General features: G+C 63.9%; 15 protein-coding genes and 1 pseudogene. 7 read left to right on the top strand and 9 right to left on the bottom strand.

The annotated features are described in order from the left end of the window. From ACYP01_RS30095 to ACYP01_RS30110, 4 genes and pseudogenes are all read right to left on the bottom strand, one after another. Nucleotides 1-195: pseudogene (locus ACYP01_RS30095) on the bottom strand (ergothioneine biosynthesis protein EgtC); the annotation flags it as partial. A gap of 1 nt (nt 196) precedes the next feature. Continuing rightward, entirely contained in the window at nt 197-1,504 is a 1,308-nt protein-coding gene (egtB, locus tag ACYP01_RS30100) for an ergothioneine biosynthesis protein EgtB (protein WP_003946306.1), read from the bottom strand. Continuing rightward, a complete protein-coding gene (egtA, locus tag ACYP01_RS30105) occupies nt 1,501-2,724 on the bottom strand; it encodes an ergothioneine biosynthesis glutamate--cysteine ligase EgtA (RefSeq protein ID WP_459683718.1) in 1,224 nt (407 codons plus the stop codon). Before egtA ends, egtB begins: the two co-directional genes overlap by 4 nt. Before the next feature lie 78 nt (nt 2,725-2,802). Beyond that, on the bottom strand, nt 2,803-4,077 hold the full coding sequence (locus ACYP01_RS30110) for an APC family permease (RefSeq protein WP_459683720.1): 1,275 nt from the start codon (nt 4,075-4,077) through the stop codon (nt 2,803-2,805). A 14-nt stretch (nt 4,078-4,091) separates the two neighbouring features. Between ACYP01_RS30110 and ACYP01_RS30115 the strand changes: the two genes are divergently transcribed. Next, nucleotides 4,092-5,273, top strand: a complete 1,182-nt coding sequence (locus ACYP01_RS30115) for an aminotransferase class V-fold PLP-dependent enzyme (protein WP_459683722.1) — start codon at nt 4,092-4,094, stop codon at nt 5,271-5,273. Nucleotides 5,274-5,355: 82 nt separating this feature from the next. Further along, the gene (locus ACYP01_RS30120) at nt 5,356-6,816 is read left to right on the top strand and encodes an FAD-dependent oxidoreductase (RefSeq protein WP_459683724.1); all 1,461 of its coding nucleotides are present in this window, start codon (nt 5,356-5,358) and stop codon (nt 6,814-6,816) included. Here ACYP01_RS30120 and ACYP01_RS30125 read toward each other — a convergent pair. Then, complete coding sequence (locus tag ACYP01_RS30125) at nt 6,813-8,018, bottom strand: GAF domain-containing protein (RefSeq protein WP_191908640.1); 1,206 nt, start codon at nt 8,016-8,018, stop codon at nt 6,813-6,815. The two genes, ACYP01_RS30120 and ACYP01_RS30125, sit on opposite strands and share 4 nt — an antisense overlap. Before the next feature lie 290 nt (nt 8,019-8,308). Between ACYP01_RS30125 and ACYP01_RS30130 the strand changes: the two genes are divergently transcribed. Both ACYP01_RS30130 and pth read left to right on the top strand, forming a co-directional pair. After that, complete coding sequence (locus ACYP01_RS30130; RefSeq protein ID WP_003946242.1) at nt 8,309-8,917, top strand: 50S ribosomal protein L25/general stress protein Ctc; 609 nt, start codon at nt 8,309-8,311, stop codon at nt 8,915-8,917. A gap of 106 nt (nt 8,918-9,023) precedes the next feature. Next, complete coding sequence (gene pth / locus ACYP01_RS30135) at nt 9,024-9,596, top strand: aminoacyl-tRNA hydrolase (RefSeq protein ID WP_459683728.1); 573 nt, start codon at nt 9,024-9,026, stop codon at nt 9,594-9,596. A gap of 3 nt (nt 9,597-9,599) precedes the next feature. Here the strand turns inward: pth and ACYP01_RS30140 are convergent, their stop codons facing one another. Then, nucleotides 9,600-11,234 (bottom strand): fatty acyl-AMP ligase, encoded by a 1,635-nt coding sequence (locus tag ACYP01_RS30140; RefSeq protein ID WP_459683731.1) that lies wholly within the window; start codon nt 11,232-11,234, stop codon nt 9,600-9,602. Nucleotides 11,235-11,586: 352 nt separating this feature from the next. Between ACYP01_RS30140 and ACYP01_RS30145 the strand changes: the two genes are divergently transcribed. From ACYP01_RS30145 to ACYP01_RS30155, 3 genes are all read left to right on the top strand, one after another. Then, the gene (locus tag ACYP01_RS30145) at nt 11,587-13,191 is read left to right on the top strand and encodes a peptide chain release factor 3 (RefSeq protein WP_135000451.1); all 1,605 of its coding nucleotides are present in this window, start codon (nt 11,587-11,589) and stop codon (nt 13,189-13,191) included. After that, nucleotides 13,191-13,841, top strand: coding sequence for a nicotinamide riboside transporter PnuC (gene pnuC, locus ACYP01_RS30150; RefSeq protein WP_208690391.1), 651 nt, complete (start codon nt 13,191-13,193; stop codon nt 13,839-13,841). Before ACYP01_RS30145 ends, pnuC begins: the two co-directional genes overlap by 1 nt. 340 nt (nt 13,842-14,181) lie before the next feature. Beyond that, nucleotides 14,182-14,490, top strand: coding sequence for a hypothetical protein (locus ACYP01_RS30155; protein WP_306669658.1), 309 nt, complete (start codon nt 14,182-14,184; stop codon nt 14,488-14,490). An 18-nt stretch (nt 14,491-14,508) separates the two neighbouring features. On the opposite strand, the gene ACYP01_RS30160 is transcribed toward ACYP01_RS30155, so the two are convergent. The 3 genes from ACYP01_RS30160 to ACYP01_RS30170 form a co-directional block, all read right to left on the bottom strand. Beyond that, nucleotides 14,509-15,183 carry a pyridoxine/pyridoxamine 5'-phosphate oxidase gene (locus ACYP01_RS30160; protein WP_459683734.1) on the bottom strand — a complete coding sequence of 225 codons (675 nt, stop codon included), beginning with the start codon at nt 15,181-15,183 and terminating at the stop codon, nt 14,509-14,511. Between the two features lie 25 nt (nt 15,184-15,208). Beyond that, the gene (locus ACYP01_RS30165; RefSeq protein ID WP_003946235.1) at nt 15,209-15,709 is read right to left on the bottom strand and encodes a nuclear transport factor 2 family protein; all 501 of its coding nucleotides are present in this window, start codon (nt 15,707-15,709) and stop codon (nt 15,209-15,211) included. A gap of 97 nt (nt 15,710-15,806) precedes the next feature. Further along, on the bottom strand, nt 15,807-16,448 hold the full coding sequence (locus tag ACYP01_RS30170) for a TetR/AcrR family transcriptional regulator (RefSeq protein ID WP_054780876.1): 642 nt from the start codon (nt 16,446-16,448) through the stop codon (nt 15,807-15,809). Nucleotides 16,449-16,450 lie beyond the last annotated feature (2 nt).

Raw genomic sequence — 16,450 nt, forward strand, 5'->3', positions numbered from 1 at the left:
GATCGGCGAGATACTGCGGTACCGTCCCTGTCTTCCACCGTTCCACCACGCCGCGCCGAATCCGTCGGCATTGATGGTCCCGCCGCCACGCATCTCGCGAGGTGCCCACGACTGTCGCATCAGTGAGTTCTCGCCTTCGTGGAGGAGTTCACGAACCGAACGCGGCGGCCCGAGATACCCGAGGTGCCGACACATCTCAGGATCTACCCGAAATCGTTCTGGCGCAGCGAAAACCCGAGAAGATCTGGCGCCTGATCGGGTGGTCCCAGTTGCGGAACGTCCCCCGGCAGGCAACGCTGTCGGTCCCGAACGATCCCCCTCGCAACACTTTGTAGTCGCCGCCGAAGAACACCTCCGAGTACTCCCGGTAGGGGAAGGCCCGGAAACCCGGATACGGATGGAAACCCGAAGACGTCCACTCCCACACGTCACCGATCAACTGCTCGACACCCGCTGCCGACGCACCCGCCGGGTACGAGCCGACGCCGGCGGGACCGAGATGGCGCTGACCGAGATTGGCATGATTCTCGTCTGCGGACACGTCCCCCCACGGGAATCGTCGCGATCTTCCGGATTCCGGATCCCACCGCGCGGCCTTTTCCCATTCCGCCTCGGTGGGAAGCCGTTTGCCTGCCCAACTCGCGTAGGCCTCGGCTTCGTAGAAGCTCACATGCACGACGGGCTTGTCCGGTGGGACCGGCGCCTCGACGCCGAAAGTCTCGTGCCACCAACCCGAACTGTCGCGTTCCCAGAACAGCGGTGCACGGAGTTTCGCGTCGACGCGATGCCGCCAACCGTCACGGGACCACAGTTCCGGTCGGGAATAGCCGCCGTCCTCGATGAATTCGACGAACTGCCCATTGGTGACCGGGAATCTGTCGATCGCGAAGTCGGTGAGATAGACCTGATGCGCCGTGCGCTCGTTGTCGAGTGCCCACGGTTCGTCGTCGGTCCCCATGACGAAGGGGCCGGCGGGAATCGTGACCTCGTCGAGTTCCGGCATGCGGGCCGCTTGCGGAGCGGGTGTCGCAACGAGTGCCGTGGGTCCCGAACGCAATTGGTGTGTTGCGAGCATGGTTTCGGCGTGTTGCTGCTCGTGCTGCGCGATCATCCCGAAGGCAAAACCGTCCATGTCGAGTTCTGTGCGTCCGAAGGTGCTGGCTTCGAGCACATCCCAGACCTTCCCGCGAACCGTACGTACGTATTCGCGCGCCTCGGCCGGGTTGAGCAGGGGAAGTGTGGGTCTCGACGATCTCGAATGCTTGAACGCGTCGTACAGCTCGTCTATGTCGCTACGCACCGGATCGCGGCCACCGACATCTCGCACCAGCCAGAGTTCCTCTTGATTGCCGATATGCGCCAGGTCCCACACGAGTGGACTCATCAATGGGGAATGCTGAGCGACCAATTCGGTATCGTCGACGCAGTCGGTGAGCAGCGTCGACCGCTCACGCGCTCGCAGAAGTACGGCCTCGACCGCTTCCTTGGTGATCTCCCCCGTCATGTGTCGCTCTCACCGGGCACGATTGCGCGACAACACCGTTCGGCTGCGGCATCGAGAAGACGGACAAACTGCGGCTCCGGCGCGTACGACGCGGCAAGCGACATCAGAGAGGTTGCCGCCGAACGCAGTTCGACGTCGTCCAAACCGTACTCTGCCGCATCCCGCCATCTCCCGGCCGTCGACGCTGCGGCATCACTCGCCTCACGCATCACGGCAGGCCCGGACAGCAACGCGTCGATCGCTGCTACCGGTACTCGCCACAGATCTCCCGGCTGCGCATCGATGTAGCGAACCTCCAGATGGCCGACAGCGCGAACCGGCGGGAACAGCGTGGACAGGTGATAGTCCAAGTCCGCCCAGACGGGTCGGCGTCCGATCTCGGCATCCAAAGCGCCGTCTATCCAGTCCCCGAAAGTGGCACCCCGCGGAGCCGTCCAATCGTCGCCCTCGTTTCGCACACACATCAGCGGAACATCGAGCGCCCAGCCGGCGTAGTCCTGCACTTCCGGGACTGCGACCGTTCGCCAGGAATCGAGTTCGAGCCACGTCCGCATGCGTTGGGACGCCCAATCCCCTCTCGGAACCCCTTGCAAGCGTGGAGAACACGCAAACGCAGCGATGAGCGCCGGCCCCATGTCCCCGAGGAGCCGCCAACGCTGGGCAATGGACTCCGGGCTGCCGCCGGCATCGACACTGACCTGCACTGCTGCTGTATTGCACATCATCAAGGTGCCGTACGGTCCTATCCCGGCGAAGCGGGATTCCATAGCGCAATAGCGTGGCAACCGGAGAATCCGGGAAGGTGGGCGGGCGACGTCGGCCGCGGCAGAACTGATTTCGATGGAGTACGACGCGAGGAGTGTTTCGAGAGTACGACGGTCTTCGTCGAGACAGTCACACAGTTCTCGGGCGGACGTCCGCGGCACTGACGAGAGTTCGATCTGTCCGCCAGGTTCTACGGTGACGAGGCTGCCACGAGGAAGCGGAACCGCTGGTGAATCCGGGTCGATACTGGTGGGCGCGTGTCGCCCGAGTGCCTTTGCCAGAGTCGCTGCTGACGGCCGCTCCCCACCGGGAACCTGGCTGGTCAGCCACTCGAGCTCAGCTCCGACCAAACGGGGTGGCCCCTGTTTGAAGCACACACCACCGACGTAGGCCTCGGCCGCAGGACGTGAATCCACCTGCGTGGTCTGTGCTGCTGTCAACGCTGCTGTCACCATTCGACTTCCCCTTCGGGCGGTCTTCGCGGTCGCTACCGACGATAGAACGCCAACGTCCGAGATGCACCCTTTGTGGTGTTACGTGTCGTTGAATTTCTTCAGTCGTATCCACCGGTACCCACAACCGGCCAGAACCACACCTGCCCCGGAAACAACCGCGATCCACGGAAGTGTGACCACCAGAACGACACAACCAGCCGCGCCGACCGCTTGCAGCCACTTCGGATACAACCGGTCCACACCGCGTTGGCTGTACGCACTCACGTTCGCGACGAAGTAGTAGAGCAGCACTCCGAACGACGAAAAGCCGATCACCCCACGAAGATCGGTTGTCGAGACCAAGGCGATCACAACGGCACCGACCACAAGTTCCGCATGGTGAGGGACCCCGAACCGTGGATGGACTGCAGCGAGGGCCACTGGCAGATCGCGCTCGCGGGCCATCGCCATCGCCGTACGACTCACGCCGGCGATCAGAGCCAGCAGCGCCCCCGCCGACGCCGCCGCGGCACCGATCACCACTACGGGAACCGCCCAACTCCACCCGACTGCGCCCACCGCATCTGCCAGTGGTCGCGCCGAATTCGCCAGCCGATCAGGTCCCAGCGTCACCAACAGCACCACCGCTACCAGCGCATAGAGGATGACGGCGACGGTGAGTGCGATCAGGATCGCCCGCGGAATCGTTCGACGCGGATCACGCACTTCCTCCCCCAGCGTCGCGATCCTGGCGTACCCGGCGAAGGCAAAGAACAGCAGTCCCGCCGATTGCAGAATGCCGTACCACGACCCGAATGCGAGATCCGGGAACTCGCGCACCGCACCAGGACCGACGACGGCAACCACCAGCGCTACACACAGCGCCGTCGTCGACACGGCGACGATCACCCTGGCCATGTGCGCCGTCCGCGTGACTCCGCGGTAGCTGACTGCAACCAGCGCTGCCACCACCAATACCGCGACGGGGACACGCCAGGCCGCAGGCGCAACATACGTCGCGAAAGTCAGAGCCATTGCCGCGCAGCTCGCGGTCTTCCCGATCACGAACGACCAGCCGGCGGCAAACCCCCACCAGGGTCCGAGCTGCTCACGTCCGTAGACGTAGGTCCCACCTGAAGTGGGGTATCTGGCCGCAAGCTGCGCCGACGACGTCGCGTTGCAGAATGCGATGAACGCTGCAATCGCCAGGCCCACAAGCAACCCGGTACCGGCTACTGCGGCAGCGGGCGCGAACACCACGAAGACTCCGGCGCCGATCATCGCGCCGAGGCCGATCACCACGGCATCGGCCGTGCCCAGTCTTCGCTCCATCGGGACAGCTTCGTTCACAGGTAGTTTGAACCACACCGACATGAACGGAAGGTGCCATGTTCGATCTCGACACGATCCGCCGCGACACTCCCGGATGCCTTGACAAGGTGTTCCTCGACAGCGCGGGATCCTCGCTCCCGCCCGAGCCGGTGCCGGCCACGATGATCGAGCACCTGCGACGTGAAGCCGACGTCGGCGGATACGTCGCAGCTGCTCGTCAGAGCGGCGCCCTCGCTGCTGTTCCCCATTCGCTGGCCCGGGTCATCGGTGCTCAGGCAACCGATATCGCTTTGACGGACAGCGCGACCCGCGCGTGGAACGACTTCCTCGCTGCCGTTCCGCTCGGACCTGGTGATCGAATTCTCATCAGCGGAGTCGAATACGCGAGCAACGCCATCGCTGCACTGGGGCGGGCGCGTTCGACCGGTGCCCACGTCGAGATCATCCCGAGCGATCAGTACGGACGCATCGACCTCGACGCACTCGAGAACATGCTCGACGATCGTGTTCGCGTCGTCTCCGTCGTCCACGTCCCCACCAACGGCGGCCTGATCAACCCCGTCCGCGAGGTCGTCGAACTCGCGAGGGCCCACGGCTCGCTCGTTCTGCTCGACGCATGCCAGTCCGTCGGCCAATTGCCCATCGACGTCACCGAACTCGGCGTCGACGCCCTCAGCGCAACCGGCCGCAAGTGGCTCCGCGGGCCACGCGGAACCGGATTCCTGTACGTCCGCCCCGGACTCGTCGACGCACTCGAACCCGCGGCGATGGACCTGCACGGAGCGGAATGGACCGGCGAGAACAGCTTCGTCCCCGCGCCGGATGCAACACGATTCGAGCTCTGGGAAACGAGTGTCGCGGCGCGCCTGGGTCTCGGCGTCGCCGCCGACTATCTGCTCACGATCGGCACCGACACGGCGTGGGAGCAGATCGAATCCCGAGCAGTCACGCTGAGGGAAGGTCTGGCAGCGATTTCCGGAGTCGAAGTCCGCGATCGAGGAACCCAGCTGAGCGGCATCGTTTCCTTCACCGTCGACGGCATTTCCGAGCACCTGGTTCGGGATCAGCTTGCAGCACAGAACATCACCGTCACCGCCAGCGGTCGCGGGTCCACGCTCCTCGACATGGATGCCCGCGGACTCGACGCCGTGGTTCGCGCATCGCCGCACTACTTCGTCGACGAAGCCGACCTGGACACATTTCTGGGCGCGGTCAGGGGATTACAAACCTCCCGTTGACCGGGACCATGCCTGATCTGCGGAAGTCGAAACTGCAACTGTGGGGTGATCAGCAGTTTCGCCTTCCGAGAGGACTATTCGCATGGCCGACCCCACCGTCAGACCGATCTCCGCTGCCGACATCACCACCTGGGACTACGAGGCCGACGTCGTCGTCGCGGGATACGGCATCGCCGGCGTCACCGCTGCGATCGAAGCAGCGCGTGCCGGCGCCGAGGTGCTCGTCTTGGAGCGGACGGGCGGTTGGGGCGGAGCCGCGTCACTGGCTGGTGGATTCATCTACCTGGGCGGTGGAACGCCGTTGCAGAAGGCGTGCGGGTTCGAGGACTCGGTCGAGAACATGCAGACGTTCATGAAGGCAGCGCTCGGCCCCGGAACCGACGATACGAAGATCGACGCGTACTGCGAGGGCAGCGTCGATCACTACAACTGGCTCGTCGACGCCGGGGTCCCGTTCAAGGAATCGTTCTGGGGTCAGCCCGGCTGGGAACCGCCGTACGACGACGGCCTCATGTACTCGGGAGGCGAGAACGCCGCGCCGTTCAACACCCTCGTCGATCCCGCGCCCCGCGGACACGTTCCGCAGATGTCCGAGAAGAACACCGGCGAGAAGGGCGGCGGCTACATGCTGATGAAGCCACTCGTCGAGACGGCCGAAAAGCTCGGTGTCCGAGCAGAATACGATCTGCGCGTCCAAACTCTGGTGGTAGACGGCGATCGGGTTGTCGGCGTCGTCGCCAAGCGTTACGGCAAGGACGTCGCGATTCGCGCACGCAAGGGCGTCGTGCTGGCGATGGGCAGCTTCGCGTACAACAACGAGATGGTGCGCTCGAACGCACCGCGTATCTTCGGCCACCCGGCGGCCTCCATCGAGGCGCACGACGGCCGCGCAATCCAGATCGGTCAGGCACTCGGCGCCGACACCGCACACATGGACGCCACCGAGGTCGCGTTCTTCTGCGACCCGCAGTTGATGGTGCGCGGCATTCTTGTCAACGGCCGCGGTCAGCGATACATCCCCGAGGACACCTACCCCGGCCGCATCGGCCAGGCAACGCTGTTCCAGCAGGACAACCAGGCATTCCTCGTGATCGACGAAGCTGCGTACGAGGAAGGCATGAATGCCGAATCGTCCAGTGCACAGTTGCGGGCGCAGCCGAGCTGGGTGGCGGAGACCGTCGAGGAACTCGAAGGCGAGATGGGATTGCCCTCCGGATCGCTGCAATCCACCGTCGACCTCTACAACCGGCACGCGGCTGAAGGTTCGGATCCGGTGCTCGGCAAGAAGTCCGAGTGGGTGAAGCCGATCGTCGGCCCGTTCGCGGCAATCGATCTCCGTGGCCGCACAGGCGGATTCACGCTGGGAGGATTGAAGACCACCGTCGATTCCGAGGTTCTGCACGTCTCGGGTGCGCCGATCCCCGGACTCTTCGCAGCGGGTCGCTGCACGTCCGGTGTCTGTGCGGGCGGTTACGCCAGCGGGACAAGTCTCGGCGACGGCAGCTTCTTCGGACGTCGTGCCGGAATCAGCGCGGCGCGCTAGATCACCACAACTCGCACGCCCTCGGCAAAGCGGTACGGCTGAGTCTGCAGGACCGCGCCGAGGTGTTTCCTCAGTCTGGACACCTCGGCGCGCACTGCCACGACATGCTCGCGATCACCGAAGAGCACTTCGCTCAGGCCTGCGGCATCCACACCTGCCGAACCGACGGCTGCCAGTGCCCGCAAGATCTGGGCGTGACGCGGCGAAAGCGCGCGCGTCCAGTTGGCGTCACCACGCACCGTCACCTGCGGCGATGCGCCGAGGGCCAGCTCCAGCTCGATCAACGGCCCGCCGACGCCGGTGCGCAACAGCCAGCCGTCTCCGAGCGGCTCAGGCAGACACATCCCCAGACCTGGCACGATGACGGGCTTTCCCGCACTGGGTGCTGCCACGCGGTCAGGCGCGGCAATCCCGCTGGCGCCGGCCACCCAGCCGTACTCGTCGACCACCAGCGCCGGACCTGTTCCTGCCGCGAACAGCGGTGCCGCCCGCGAGCGCAGGCGCTCGAGCGAAGCCGCGTGCTCGCGCCACAGCGTCGCCTCCGCGAGGCGAACCGCGGTGCGCACCAGCGCGACGGTGGTGGGATGCACCGAAGCTGCGGATCCACTGATGTCCACCACGCCCAGTATCTCGCCCGTCCGTGGGTCGTGCACGGGCGAGCCGGTACACGACCAATTGTGATGCGTGGGCGCATAGTGCTCGGCCGAGAAGAGTTGCACCGCAGAGTCTTCGATCAGCGCGGTACCTATCGCGTTGGTCCCCACCGACTGCTCCGACCAGCGTGCGCCTTCCGCGAACCCGAGAGCGTCCGCCGCACGTTTGACGGTCTTCGCCCCTTCGCGCCAGAGCAGGACACCGTCGGCGTCGGCAACGACCACGATGAAGCCCGCGTCCTCGGCGACCTCGGTGAGCGTGGTTCGCAGTTCGGGCAGAACGCTTCGCAGCGCGGTACGCGAACGCCTCGCCTCCAACTCGGAGAAATCGGCAACAGTAGACGCACCGCAGTGATCCGGCGTGAGCCCGCCGGCGGCCACCCTCGACCACGACCGCGCCACGACGGTCCGCGGCTGCGCCGGTGGTTCCTGGCCGGAGAGAACTGCGTCGTGCACCCGACTGAGTAGGCGAGCATGCTGCGACAGGTCGGTACCCGGCACGACGGCACCGAGCCGACTGCCTTCGGGAGCGTTCCCCACGATGGTCACTCCGTCAGGCTACCGCTTTCGATGTGACGCGAACCACGTCCACACGGCCAGGTCCCCACCACCTGCGATTAGCGGCCGGGAGCAAACTCCGGTAACGTATCCGAAGTTGTCTCGGCGAGGGTGAATCGCAGCAGTTCCACACGTTGCAGGTTTACCGTGATCGACGCGGCTACGGCTCAGCTCGAGCGTTTCGCTCCTGGCCGTGTGCGCGCCTGTCCGCCTTGCCGCAGGCAAAACCATACGTCAGTAAACCGAGCACGAACCCCGTGAGTTGTAGGAGCCGTTTCATCATGTCTGAAGAAAACAACCTCGTCGCCGTCGTCCGCACCGAATTCGGCAAGGGCGCAGCTCGCCGCGCACGTCGTGACGGCCAGGTCCCCACGGTTCTGTACGGCCACGGTGAAGATCCCCGCCACCTCAATGTGCCGGCTCGCGACTTCGCCGCCATCCTCCGTGCACACGGCACCAACGCCATCCTCACCCTCGACATCGAGGGCACGGAGCAGGTTGCACTGACCAAGTCGGTCGTCGTGCACCCCATCCGCAACTACATCGAGCACGCCGACCTCCTCGTCATCAAGAAGGGCGAGAAGGTCACGATCGACGTGAACGTCATCGTCGTCGGCGATGCTGCTGCAGGCACGATGGTCGCGCAGGACGCATCCACGATCTCCATCGAGGCCGACGCGCTTCACATCCCCGAGCAGATCGAGGTTTCGGTCGAGGGTCTCGAGATCGGCACCCAGATCCTGGCCAGCCAGCTCGAACTGCCCAAGGGCTCGACCCTGCAGGCTGACGCCGACACCCTGATCGTCAACGTCGTTGCTGCACCCACCGAGGCAGACCTCGAAGAGGGCGCAGAAGCTCCCGCCGCCGACGAGGCTGCAGAAGAGGCCTGATCCTCTCGGTTCCAACAGAACTCACTGCGCGCGGCGCGTCATTCCGATTCGGAGTGACGCGCCGTTCGTGCGTAGCAGGAAAAATCAAGCCAGAAAGTAGCGTCCGTTGAGCACAGATACCGCCCTCGTCATCGGCCTGGGTAATCCCGGCCCCCAGTACGAGAAGACCCGGCACAACGTCGGCTTCATGGTCGCCGGCACCCTTGCCGGGCGCATGGGCGGAAAGTTCAACGTACACAAGAAGAGTGGTGCCGAAATCGTCGAAGGTCGCCTCGCCGGCCGGAGCGTGATTCTCGGAAAACCACGCTCGTACATCAATCTCTCGGGTGGCGCTGTCGCCGGTCTCGCGCGGTTCTTCTCGGTCGACGCCGCGAACATCATCGTCGTCCACGACGAACTGGATCTCGATTTCGGGACGATCAGACTCAAACTCGGCGGCGGCGAAGGCGGCCACAACGGCCTGCGGTCCATTTCGAGTTCGTTGACCACCAAGGACTACCTGCGCACGCGCGTCGGGATCGGTCGTCCGCCGGGCCGCATGGACCCGGCGGACTACGTTCTCAAGCCGTTCTCGTCCACGGAGCGAAAAGAACTCGATCTCGTATGCGAAGAGGCTGCGGATGCAGTGGAGCTACTGCTCGAACTCGGGTTGGAAGCCGCACAGAACCGCCTGCACTGACGGTCAGTTACCCAGCAGTGCAGCCGAATTGGCGCGGCGGAGCTTCCCCGACGACGTCTTCGGGATACTGCCGGGACCCAGGACCGCAACGGCGCGAGGTCGGACACCGACGTCGGCAACCACGGCGTGGACCACTTCGCGTTCGATACGCTTGACCTCTTCCGGATCTTCGAAAGCGTTGGTCTCGACGGCGACTGCAAAGCTCTCACGCTTCTGGCCGGCGTCGAGACGAATCGCGACGGCATTTCCGGGACGCACACCGGCAACGGTTCCGGCCGCCCGCTCGATGTCTGTGGGGTACACGTTCCGGCCGCCCATGATGATGACGTCCTTGACACGCCCGCACACCACGACCAGTCCTTCCTCGGTGAAGTACCCGACGTCACCGGTGTCGAGCCAACCGTCGGCGTCCTGGGCCGGCTTGTGTCCGTCGACCGTGACGTACCCGGGAGTGACTGCCTTGCCGCGAACCTCGATGATTCCGACACCGCGGGCCGGAAGCACCTGACCGTCACGGTCGACGATGCGTCCCTCGAGGTCAGGCACCATCTTGCCGAGTGTGGCGAGGGCACGAGCGTTGGGGCGATTGGACGGCACCGCTCGAGACATCGATTCGAGAAAGTCTGGATCGACGTAGTCGAGGACCTGACCTTGATCGGGATCCGGAATCGACACGGCGAGCGTGGTTTCCGCCATTCCGTACACGGGCGCCAGCGCAGTCGGGTTCAAACCGAAACGCGCACCGGCCTCGGCGAGTGCATCCATCGTGTCGGGATCCACCGGCTCGGCGCCGTTCCACATGTATCGGACGCTGGACAGGTCGACTGCCCCGTCTTCCGCCTGTGCGAGTCGACGAGCCAAGAGCGAGTACGCGAAGTTCGGTGCGGCGGTGACAGTTCCGCCGTACTTGCCCATCAGCTCGGCCCACAGCACCGGGGTGCGCAGGAAATCCATCGGCGTGATGCTGATGACCTCTGCGCCCACCTGCATCGGAACCGTGAGGAAGCCGACCATGCCCATGTCGTGGAAGAGCGGAAGCCAGCTCACCATCACGTCGTCCTCGATGGAGAACTTGATGCGGTTGATCATGGCGTAGGCATTTGTGTAGAAGTTCTCGTGCGTGATCTGCACGGCCTTGGGCGAACCGGTGGAACCGGACGTCAACTGCTGGAGTGCGATATCCGATTCGGCCGTCTCCACGGGACCGATCGACGTTCCGCTGCGAAGCTCGTCCACCGTCACGACGGTGATGCCACGCTCTTCGAGGAGCGGCTTGGCCGCGTCGAAGGGCGCACCCAGAATGACGGCTTTCGCGGAGATCATGTCGATCACAGTCTCGGTGTCCTGAGCCCAGACGCCCAGATCCGTTCGGGGGGTCGGCTGATGCAGCATCGTCACCGACGCACCGCGCATCCACGTCGCCTGGCAGGCAGGTGCGATGTCGACGGGCTGTCCGGCGAGAATGCCGATCGCGACGCCGCGATCGATACCGACCTCGGCCAGGCCGCCGGCCATGCGCCGAGCCTCCTGGTGGATGTCGCCCCAGGTCTGACGGAAAGCGTTGTCCGGCTCTCCCGTCACCAGGCCGCGGTCGGTGACTGCGGCGGTCGCATACATCTCTTCGGTGAACTTGCTCAACGCAACTCCTCGGTCAGTGTCACTCTTCGATCAGTGCAACTCTTCGCAGGACACAAATGGCTGTGTGTTCGAACACACACATACATGGATAATCAGCGATCGTTCGCCGAGTGTTACGCCGCAGTGGCTATTGCATCGTGGTCTGCGAGTATCCTTTCTCTGTTGTGCTGCCGCACTCTCCACCTGTCCGCGCACCGGCACGTCGCCGGCACCGACGCCCACTTCGAGAGGTTCTTCGTTGACTACCCCGTCCGACTCGACCGTCCCTTCCGACTCGACTGTCCAGTCCGACACCGAAGGCCCCGATTCAACCGAGAGCGGGTCGGTCGCGGTCACGACGACGACCAAGGGCCTGTCCGCCGAGGCAGAGCGTCGCCGCACCTTCGCCGTCATCTCGCATCCCGACGCCGGAAAGTCGACGCTGACCGAAGCGCTGGCACTGCACGCGAAGAAGATCTCGGAGGCAGGAGCCGTCCACGGCAAGGCAGGCCGCAAGTCGACGGTCTCGGACTGGATGGAGATGGAGAAGGCCCGCGGCATTTCCGTCAGTTCCACCGCACTGCAGTTCAACTACCACTCGTCCGAGACCCCGGACGAGCAGATCAACGTCATCAACCTCGTCGACACCCCCGGTCACTCCGACTTCTCCGAGGACACGTACCGCGTCCTGACCGCCGTCGACGCGGCGGTCATGCTCATCGACGCTGCCAAGGGCCTCGAACCGCAGACGCTCAAGCTGTTTCAGGTGTGTCGTCACCGCGGCATTCCGGTCATCACCGTCATCAACAAGTGGGACCGTCCCGGTCAGACTCCTCTCGAACTGCTCGACGAGATCAGCGAACGGATCGGCCTCACACCCACCCCCCTGTACTGGCCGGTCGGCATCGCCGGCGACTTCCGCGGACTGCTGCGGCGCGGTGAAGACGGTGAGGCTCGCGAGTACGTCCGCTTCACCCGTACCGCAGGCGGCGCGAAGATCGCCCCCGAAGAGGTCATGGACGCCGACGCGGCGCTCGCCAAGGAAGGCTCCGAGTGGGAGACCGCGGCCGAGGAGAGTGAACTGCTCTCCGCTACCGGCCAGGACCACGATCAGGAGATGTTCCTCGCCGGTCAGACTTCCCCGGTGATCTTCGCGTCCGCGATGCTCAACTTCGGCGTCCGCCAGATCCTCGACACCCTCGTCGAATTGGCGCCGCCGCCGCGTGGGCGCGAAGACCTCAGCGGCAAGCCGCGCGAGGTCACCGATCCGTTCAGTGCGGTCGTCTTCAAGGTGCAGGCCGGTATGGACACCGCGCACCGCGACCGTCTGGCGTTCATGCGCATCGTCTCCGGCGTGTTCGAGCGCGGCATGGTTGTCACACACGCCCAAACCGGCAAGCCCTTCACGACCAAGTACGCCCAGACGGTATTCGGACGTGAACGTTCCACCGTCGAATCCGCGTTCCCCGGCGACGTCGTCGGCCTCGTCAACGCCACCGCACTCGCACCCGGCCACACGCTGTACACCGAGAAGAAGGTGGAGTTCCCGCCGATCCCGTCGTTCGCGCCGGAACACTTCTCGATCCTGCGCGCCGAAAGCGCCGGCAAGTACAAGCAGTTCCGCCGTGCTGTCGACCAACTCGATTCCGAGGGCGTCGTCCAGATTCTCCGCAACGACATCCGCGGCGACGCCTCCCCCGTCATGGCGGCCGTCGGCCCGATGCAGTTCGAGGTCGTCGCAGCACGCATGAAGGCCGAGTTCAACGTCGAGGCCAAGATGGAACCGCTCGGCTACGCATTGGCTCGCCGTACCGACGCCGCGTCCGAGGTCGAACTGAACCGTCAACGAGGTGTGGAGGTCTTCACCCGTTCCGACGGTGTTCTGCTCGCCCTGGTCAGTGACAAGTGGCGCCTGCAGTACATCCAGAAGGAACTCCCGGATCTGACGCTCGAACCCCTCGTCGCTGCTGCGGACTGATGAGCCTGATCGAGGCGCTGTTCGACGCCGAACTGCACATCGGCAGCGCCACGATTCTCTGGCGAGAGATCATCGGAAACGCGTTCGGAATCGGCTCCGCGATCGCGGGCGCGCGACGCTCGGTATGGGCGTGGCCCGTCGGTATAGCCGGAAATGCCTTGTTGTTCACGGTGTTCATGGGCGCACTTTTCCACACGCCGCAAGAGCTCAATCTCTACGGCCAGGCCGGCCGTCAGTTGTTGTTCATCACCGTCAGCGTCTACGGGTGGACTCAGTGGCGACGCGGGGCACGCGACTCCGGTCGCGCAGTCCTGCCCCATTGGGCGACAACTCGCGAGCGCGTCGCCATGATCGCCGTCATGACCAGCGGCACAATCGCTTTCGCCTGGATCTTCGCCCTCCTCGGCTCGTACGGAGCGTGGGCAGAGGCCTGGATCTTCACCGGCTCCATCCTCGCGACATACGGCATGGCGCGCGGCTGGACCGAATTCTGGCTCATCTGGATCGGCGTCGACGCCGTTGGTGTTCCCCTTCTTTTCCGAGCCGGCTATTACCCTTCGGCGATCCTCTATCTGGTCTATGCATTCTTCGTCCTGTGGGGCTTCGCAATGTGGCTGCGCATTCAACGCCGAACTCCACAAGGGGTGTGACCGTAAACCAACTCCTGGTATGTTTGCGTCGATTAAGCAAACCGGCGGTCTGTTTACGGGCATCAGGAGCGAAACAATGGAAGACAAGAATTCTCACGGAATAGCGGGCCCCAACGGTTCCGGCAACGGATCGAGAGCCAATAGTTCCGCAAGTAATGGTTCTGCAAGCAATGGTTCTGCAAGCAATGGTTCTGGGAGCAACCTTTCCACGGGTAACGGTTCCAGCAGTGCCACCGCCACAGCGGATTTTCTGTCGACCGCACCCAAGCAATCCGATGCATTCACGTTTCCGCTTCCTGCCCGAACCACGGCCGCACACAGCAGCGGAGAGGACCTTTCAGTGCCAGCTTCAACACGCGAATCATCGAGGACGCTCGAAACTCGGAGTCGTACCGTCGTACGTCGCGACGCGATGGGCGTAGCCGCCGTTCGAGTGGCCGGTCGACTCACCCACACCGAACTCATCGCAAATCAGGCCTCACCCTCGAGCGCACATTCCTCCGATCCCACGACGGATCTGGACGAGTTGCTCACGATGCTCGGCAGCTACCTGTTGTCCTCGGGGTTCGAACATCCCGAAATCCACGCCAAGCTGGGCGGACAGTCGATCGTCGTCAACCTCGTATCGCCGGAGATCAGCGCGAGCTGATCTGGGCCCAGCTGCCCCTTAGGGCCACAGCACTGCTCGTGTCCATGCTCGGTCCGAGCCGCGCCGGTACAACCACCGCTGATGCCGACGCCCGGAGTCTGCCTGCCAGAACTCGACAGACTCCGGCTCGAGGCACCACGCACGCCAGTCCTTCGACACGAACCCTGGGTCGTCGCTGATTCTTGCTTCCGCAGCGGCCACCGACGTGTCGTACGCCCCTAAGTCTTCGAGCACCTCGCTCTGCTCACTTGCCGTCGCCACCGCTCGCGCGGTGACGGAGCGTTCGACGAAGTCTCGGCGTCGAAGTGCGTCGTCGCCCTCGCGAACCGTTCCGCGAATCCGGACCTGTTGGCCTGTTTCGCGCCAGTAGAAGGCGAGCGATGCTCGCGGATTTTCTTTCAACTCAACACCTTTCGGCGAAGCAGCTGAACCAGAGAACCAGAACCCTCCCTCGGTCACGTCCTTGAGGATGAGGAAGCGAGAATCAGGCATACCGTCGCCGTCCACGGTCGAGAGCGCACACACGTGTGGCTCGACGACGCCGAAGGCCACGGCCGCACGGAGCCAGTCGAGGAACAACTCCCCCGGCTTTTCCGGAAAACACTCGGGCGCGGGCGGCGGAGTTCCGGTCAGCGCGGCAATACCGCGAATCCACGTCCGTACGTCAGGCAGCGAAAAATCTGCATCAACCATGAGCCGACTCTAATCGCGGGCGACGTCAGGAGACGTTGCGAACTACCGAGTCGCCGAACGACGGTTGCTGCAGCAGCGCCCACTTGTTGGACGTCAATCGGAAACTCGGCATGTCGGCGAGCGCCACCACCGATTCCCAGGTCCGCTCGTAGCTCGTGTGGGAGATTCGCCATTCACCGTCGCTGCAGCGGGTGTATCTGTCGTGATAGAAGGCCGATCCGCGAAGCAGCATGCCGTCTTCGGGGATTACCACTGTGTCCGCGAGGCACCAGATCCCGGTTGCGGTGTCTCCGTCGACGTCGATCTCGGGTTGCCCGCACTGATGTTCGGTGATGATGTGTGATCCGAGAGTGTTCTCGAGGAAGGAGACGAACGAATCTCGGGAATCGAAACTGAGTTGTTCTCCGTAGATCGCGGTGGCGTCGACGGTCAGAGTGTCGGCGAATTCGACCCACGATTTGGTGTCCAAGGCGCGTGCGTATCGGTACTTGAGTCTTTGGATGAGAACAATCGCTTCGAGATCCATGATCCCCGCCTCCCGGTGCAGCAACCACCCGTCCTATGTGTGCACATTAGCCTGTATCACGCCGAAACGGGCATTACTCTCAAAGCTAGTAGAAATGTCAGCCGATAACACGCTTTTCCAGGCCGTCGAGCATGATCGTGATCTTCTCGTCCAACCAACCTCGCCCGTGCCACGTCGATTCGTCGCCGATTCCCTCGATCAACGACTCCGATGCATTCCAACTTTCCTGATACGCCTGTCGCGCGGAACGTGAATCGGCGGAGCTGACGGTCTTGTCCATCGCCGCCATCATTGCGAACTGCGTCATCGTCACCTCGGAGATGAAGTCCACCGCCAATATCGCATCGTGGGGTGTGAAGCCTTGCGCAGTCAACGAACCGACCAGTTTCTCCACGATCTCGATTATCGCCGGCGGCGTGCCCGGAACTGCGAGACCGACCTGGGCCAGACCTGGATAGCGCTCGAACGAGGACCACAGAACGTCGCAGAAATCCTTCAGGAATTCGCGCCACGGACGATTCGTATCGGGCCATACAGTCTGACGCACAACATGATCCGAGCAGGCACGCAGCAGCGCTTCGCGGTCTGCGAAGTAGCGATAAAGTGCAGAATGACTGACGCCCAGCCGCTTTGCCACGCTCGGCATGGTCAGTTCACTCAGATCACCGGCGAGGGCGGCCTCGACGATGTCCACTGTCGACAACGTCGGCGGCCGCCCCGTCTTCTTTCCGGTCTGCATTC

The organism is Rhodococcus sp. no. 34, assembly GCF_054589475.1.

Bases quoted from the DNA above. Each gene is read 5' to 3' on its own strand.
- egtB (WP_003946306.1), bottom strand. From the start codon at position 1,504: ATGACGGGGGAGATCACCAAGGAAGCGGTCGAGGCCGTACTTCTGCGA.
- egtA (WP_459683718.1), bottom strand. From the start codon at position 2,724: ATGGTGACAGCAGCGTTGACAGCAGCACAGACCACGCAGGTGGATTCA.
- ACYP01_RS30110 (WP_459683720.1), bottom strand. From the start codon at position 4,077: ATGTCGGTGTGGTTCAAACTACCTGTGAACGAAGCTGTCCCGATGGAG.
- ACYP01_RS30115 (WP_459683722.1), top strand. From the start codon at position 4,092: ATGTTCGATCTCGACACGATCCGCCGCGACACTCCCGGATGCCTTGAC.
- ACYP01_RS30120 (WP_459683724.1), top strand. From the start codon at position 5,356: ATGGCCGACCCCACCGTCAGACCGATCTCCGCTGCCGACATCACCACC.
- ACYP01_RS30130 (WP_003946242.1), top strand. From the start codon at position 8,309: ATGTCTGAAGAAAACAACCTCGTCGCCGTCGTCCGCACCGAATTCGGC.
- pnuC (WP_208690391.1), top strand. From the start codon at position 13,191: ATGAGCCTGATCGAGGCGCTGTTCGACGCCGAACTGCACATCGGCAGC.
- ACYP01_RS30160 (WP_459683734.1), bottom strand. From the start codon at position 15,183: ATGGTTGATGCAGATTTTTCGCTGCCTGACGTACGGACGTGGATTCGC.
- ACYP01_RS30165 (WP_003946235.1), bottom strand. From the start codon at position 15,709: ATGGATCTCGAAGCGATTGTTCTCATCCAAAGACTCAAGTACCGATAC.
- ACYP01_RS30170 (WP_054780876.1), bottom strand. From the start codon at position 16,448: ATGCAGACCGGAAAGAAGACGGGGCGGCCGCCGACGTTGTCGACAGTG.